1 protein-coding gene is annotated in these 5,297 nt (G+C 39.4%); it reads left to right on the top strand.

Going from position 1 to position 5,297, the window contains the following annotated elements; genetic code table 11:
- Window positions 1–363 precede the first annotated feature (363 nt).
- Window positions 364–3,792: a helicase-related protein gene (locus tag MW688_RS23555; protein ID WP_486738453.1), complete on the top strand. Its 3,429-nt coding sequence runs from the start codon at window positions 364–366 to the stop codon at window positions 3,790–3,792.
- The last annotated feature ends 1,505 nt before the right edge of the window (window positions 3,793–5,297 follow it).

The following is a 5,297-nucleotide window of genomic DNA, read 5'->3' as shown; positions in this document are numbered from 1 at the left end:
CCTTGGTAAGGGGGGTTAGGGGGGATCTAATCCCTCAACCCAACCTACAGGCTACCTTCTTACTTCAAAACTCATTACTTCAAAACTCATTACTCATCTAGCGGTGCGTTACGGGCTTCGCCCTAACACACCCTACTCTCTACTACAACTACTAATATAATGTTGGGTTTCGTGACAAGGGCCCAACCTACAGGCTCATTACTCATTACTCATTACTTCAAAACTCATTACTCATTATTCATCCACCACAAGTAACTTTGGGTAAAGATGCAAAATCTGAGTGACACCTACCTTCACCGCTTCAGATGATAATATCTTCAAAAATGGGAATAATAAAAATAAATAGAATTTTCTAAAGATTTGATGTTGAATGACCTTGTAGGCAAAAGAATTTCTCTTCCTGAACAGTTTACAGGAACAGTATTAATTGAATCGGTTGAAAGTCTAGGAGATATTGTTATCCTAAGGGTAAAAACCGAGACAGGAGAGCGAACCGAAGCTTTACTAACCCTAGAAGAAGCAGTTGCTATAGAAAAAACCGAACCCCAAGACTATCAACCCATAGTGGATGCAAATCGCTTCTTTCTCTTCATTGAATCGGCACGCATTAAAACCGCCTACGATTTTGACCCTCATTTTGCCGTTAGTTTAAGTGGTGTTCGTCCTCTTCCTCACCAGTTAGAAGCAGTTTATCAGCGTATTTTACCCCAAGCAAGACTGAGATTTCTACTAGCTGATGACCCCGGCGCAGGAAAGACGATTATGGGGGGATTATTGCTCAAAGAACTGAAACTACGCCACGCTGTTGACCGAATTTTGATTCTCACTCCAGCACCCCTAACTATTCAATGGCAAGATGAATTACGGTCTAAATTTTCTGAAACCTTTGAAATTATTAACTCTAATTTAGTTAAAAATCAATTAGCGGGAAATCCTTGGGAACGTTTCCGTCAGTGTATCGCTTCGATAGATTTTGCTAAAAGGGAAGATATTATGCCCTCTATCCTACAGGTAGAGTGGGACTTAGTAATCATTGATGAGGCACATAAATGTTCTGCTAGAACCCAAGGGGATGAATTACGACGAACCGGACGTTATAAATTAGCAGAAGCTTTATCGGCAATTACTGAACGCATATTGTTATTAACTGCTACACCCCATCAAGGTAATAAAGACCAATTTCATAACTTTTTGCGGTTGCTTGATATAGACCAGTTTATCTCCAATCAAATTAATCCCCAAATTCTTCAACTTGAGGAAAGCCCCTGGTTTTTACGACGCATTAAAGAAGAGTTAAAGGATTTTAACGGTAATAAACTATTTAAGGAACGATACCCTCTTACTATCCCTTTTGAATTATCTCCTTCAGAGGCCCGACTTTACCAGGAAGTAACTAGTTATATTAACCGTTATCTAGGGAGAACTCAAGGTAAAAAAAAGGGAGCAGTCGCCCTAGCTAGAACAGTTTTACAGCGCCGATTAGCTAGTAGTCTCAATGCTATTTACTCATCTTTAAAAAAGCGAGAAAAGCGTTTTGCTGACTTATTAGACGAATTATCATATCTTTCTCCAGAGCAACAACAACAACGGTTAATGAACTTGGGACGAATCCCAGACCCAGAAATGGAAGAAGATGATTATGAAGGGGAAGAATTAGACGAAATGGCTATTGATTCTACAGTGGCAGAACAAATTGACCAGCTTGAGGAAGAATTAATGGCTTTACGACAATTAGTTAACTTAACTCAACAAGCCATCGCCTTAGGAGAAGAAACTAAGCTAAATGCCCTGAAAAATTGTTTACAAAGAAGTGAGTTAGAGGATTTAAACAATGGCCATGGTAAACTTCTTATCTTCACTGAACATCGAGATACTTTAGATTATCTTAAAGAAAATTTGAATCAATGGGGTTATAGTACTTGTGAAATACATGGTGCCATGACTGCCGTGGCCCGAAAAGAAGCACAAAATGATTTTAGATTAAATAAACAAATTTGTTTAGCCACAGAAGCTGCTGGAGAAGGGATTAATTTACAGTTTTGTCACTTAATGGTAAACTATGATATACCTTGGTCACCCCATCGCCTAGAACAACGCATGGGACGTATACATCGTATTGGACAAAACCGCGATGTATATATTTTTAACTTTGTGGCCACAAATACAGTAGAAGGCAATGTTCTCAATAAACTGCTGAAAAAATTAGACGAAATTCGAGCAGCAATGGGAGATAAAGTCTTTGATGTGATTGGTCAGTTACTGCAATTAAATGATATTCACTTTGAGGATTTAATTAAAGAAGCTTCCTATGGCAAAGCTGAGGAGAATGAAGCAGTTGAAAGAATTGAACGCTTAGATCCCCAAATTCTTGAAGAATTAGAGAAAGCCACAGGTATCGCTTTAGCCACCTCCCATGTGGATTTAGCCCAAGTCAGACGCACTCAAGGAGAAGATTATTTATCAGAAGAACGCCGTTTAATGCCTCGTTATGTAGAAGAATTCTTCCGTCGAGCTTGTGAATACTTAAATGTTAACTTAGATATTAGAGCAGATGGTCTATGGCGTATTAATTATCTAAAAGAAGAATTTCGTTCTCCTCAATTAGAATCTGTGAGAAAATTAGGTTTAGCAGAGAGTAAGTATCATAAATTTACCTTTTATAAAGAAAAACTAGAAGAAGTTAGTCATGGAGATGCAGATTTTGTCTCCCCAGGTCATCCCTTATTCGGTGCCGTTGCTGAACGTTTAGACCGCCAATTAGTTCAAACAGTGGGCTATCAATCAGCTTTATTTTTAGATGCTGATACAGTTTCACCTTATCGGATTCATTTTTTTAAGGTAGAAATTTCAGGACAGGATATTAAGGGGAATTCTACTATCTTACGCTCGAAAATGTTGGCGGTACGAGAAACACAAACAGCCAACTATGAATTTATTTCTACAGACTGTCTACATGATTTCACCTCCCTAGATGCTAAGACTGACAATCATTCTTTGACATCTCCTACCCCAGAAGAACAACAAAAATTAGAAAAATGGTTAAAAGTCACAATTCAAATGAAATTAATGCAAGAAGAACGAGAAAAACGGAAAAGGGAATTACAAATTAGACAGGATTATCTCGTTAAGGCGATGGATGCGGCTATATCTGAGGCTAAACGAGCATATATTTCTTTAGCCGGGAAAGTGGCCAAGGGAGATGATAGTTATAGAGTAGCAAGAGATAACGCTCAAAATAAAGTCAGAACCCTCACTGAACGCTATGAGAATAAGCAAAAAGAGCTCAATCATCTACAATTAGTACGTCCTGGTCGATTGGTTTACTTAGGTACAGCTTTAGTTATCCCTCCAGATGAACCAATCTCCTCAGGAATGCGAAATGACCCAGAGGTTGAGGCGATCGCCATGAAATTTGTGCTCAACTACGAAAAAAAACGGGGCTGGACACCAGAAGATATTAGTCAGCATAATGATGGTAGTGGTTTTGATATTCGTAGTTTAGGACCACCAGAAGCAAACACAGGAAATCTCCCCATTAGGCGTATTGAAGTCAAGGGGAGAGCTGGAATCAATCAAGATGTCTCTTTAACTTCTAATGAGTGGCGTAGGGCACAACAACTAGGCGATACCTACTGGTTATATGTGGTCTGGAATTGCAAAGGTGAACAACCCCAGTTATTAACTATTCAAAATCCTGCCTTGGTTTTAGCCACCGAAGTAACCGAAATTAAGCAAGTAACTAGGTATATTATTGGGTCAGAAGCCTTAGCTAGGGATGAATACTTACGATAAAAATGAGGTGAGGCACCGAGGCACCGAGGCAGAAACTCAGATCTTGCATCTTTTCCAAAAGTTACTGGTTGTGTTTGAGTCTTGAAGTCTTGAAGTCTTGAAGTAATGAGTTTTTTTAAGTATTTATACTTACTTTTTTGAACCAAAAAACCTACCCTTGTGAGGATCCCCCCTTCCCCCCTTAACAAGCTATGCTTTATAAGGAACTCACCAAACCCTTGTATAGCAGGGAGCACCGGAGCACGGGAGCAGGGAGAGGGGTTTTAAGTAAAATTACTTAAGTTGTGGATAAAATGTATAGTAATATACATTATTTTCTTAAACAAAATCTGAAAAAGCACTTCATCACAAGTTGGTGTTTTTGTCAAGTCTTATGTTAAGAAAGATGTTTATAAAGGATAGCGCAAACTCGGGGGGCTTTTCATGATTATAACTGTTAACATCTATTTGGTCATTGCTATAACTTTGGGTAAAGATGCGAGGGTCTGAGTTTATGGTTAATTCTCTATAATCTTTGTCTCCTAGGGGTTTAACATCAATTCTTTTACTTCAAGACTTCAAAACTTCAAAACTTCAAAACTCAACCACTACAACTACTAATATAATGTTGGGTTATCTCCCTGCCCAACCTACAGGCTACCTTCTTACTTCAAAACTCATTACTCATTACTCATTACTCATTACTCATCTAGCGCTGCGTTACCTCATATCTTGCACCAGAACAAAAGTACTAAATTGGCCAACAGGCGAGAATCAATTTTTAAGCGCGATCGCATTAATTCTTTAACTCATTACTCATTACTCATTACTCATTACTCAACCACCACCAGTAACATTAGGTAAAGATGCAAGATCTGAGGTTACGGGCTTCGCACGCTTCACACACTACACCTACAACTACTAATATAGTGTTGGGTTTCGTGACCTCAACCCAACCTACAGGCTACCTTCTTACTCATTACTCATTACTCATTACTCATTACTCATTACTCATCTAGCGCTGCGTTACGGGCTTCGCACGCTTCACACCCTACACCTACAACTACTAATATAGTGTTGGGTTTCGTGCCTCAACCCAACCTACAGGCTACCTTCTTACTCATTACTCATTACTCATCTAGCGCTGCGTTACGGGCTTCGCACGCTTTACACCCTACAACTACAACTACTAATATAGTGTTGGGTTTCGTGACCTCAACCCAACCTACAGGCTACCTTCTTACTTCAAAACTCATTACTCATTACTCATCTAGCGGTGCGTTACGGGCTTCGCACGCTTTACACCCTACAACTACAACTACTAATATAGTGTTGGGTTTCGTGACCTCAACCCAACCTACAGGCTACCTTCTTACTTCAAAACTCATTACTCATTACTCATTACTCATTACTCATCTAGCGCTGCGTTACGGGCTTCGCACGCTTCACACCCTACATCTACAACTACTAATATAGTGTTGGGTTTCGTGCCTCAACCCAACCTACAGGCTACCTTCTTACTTCAA

It is taken from the genome of Johannesbaptistia floridana (assembly GCF_057440575.1).
The sequence above is the reverse complement of the archived record's forward strand: the minus strand, read 5'-3'. Positions and strand labels throughout refer to the sequence as shown.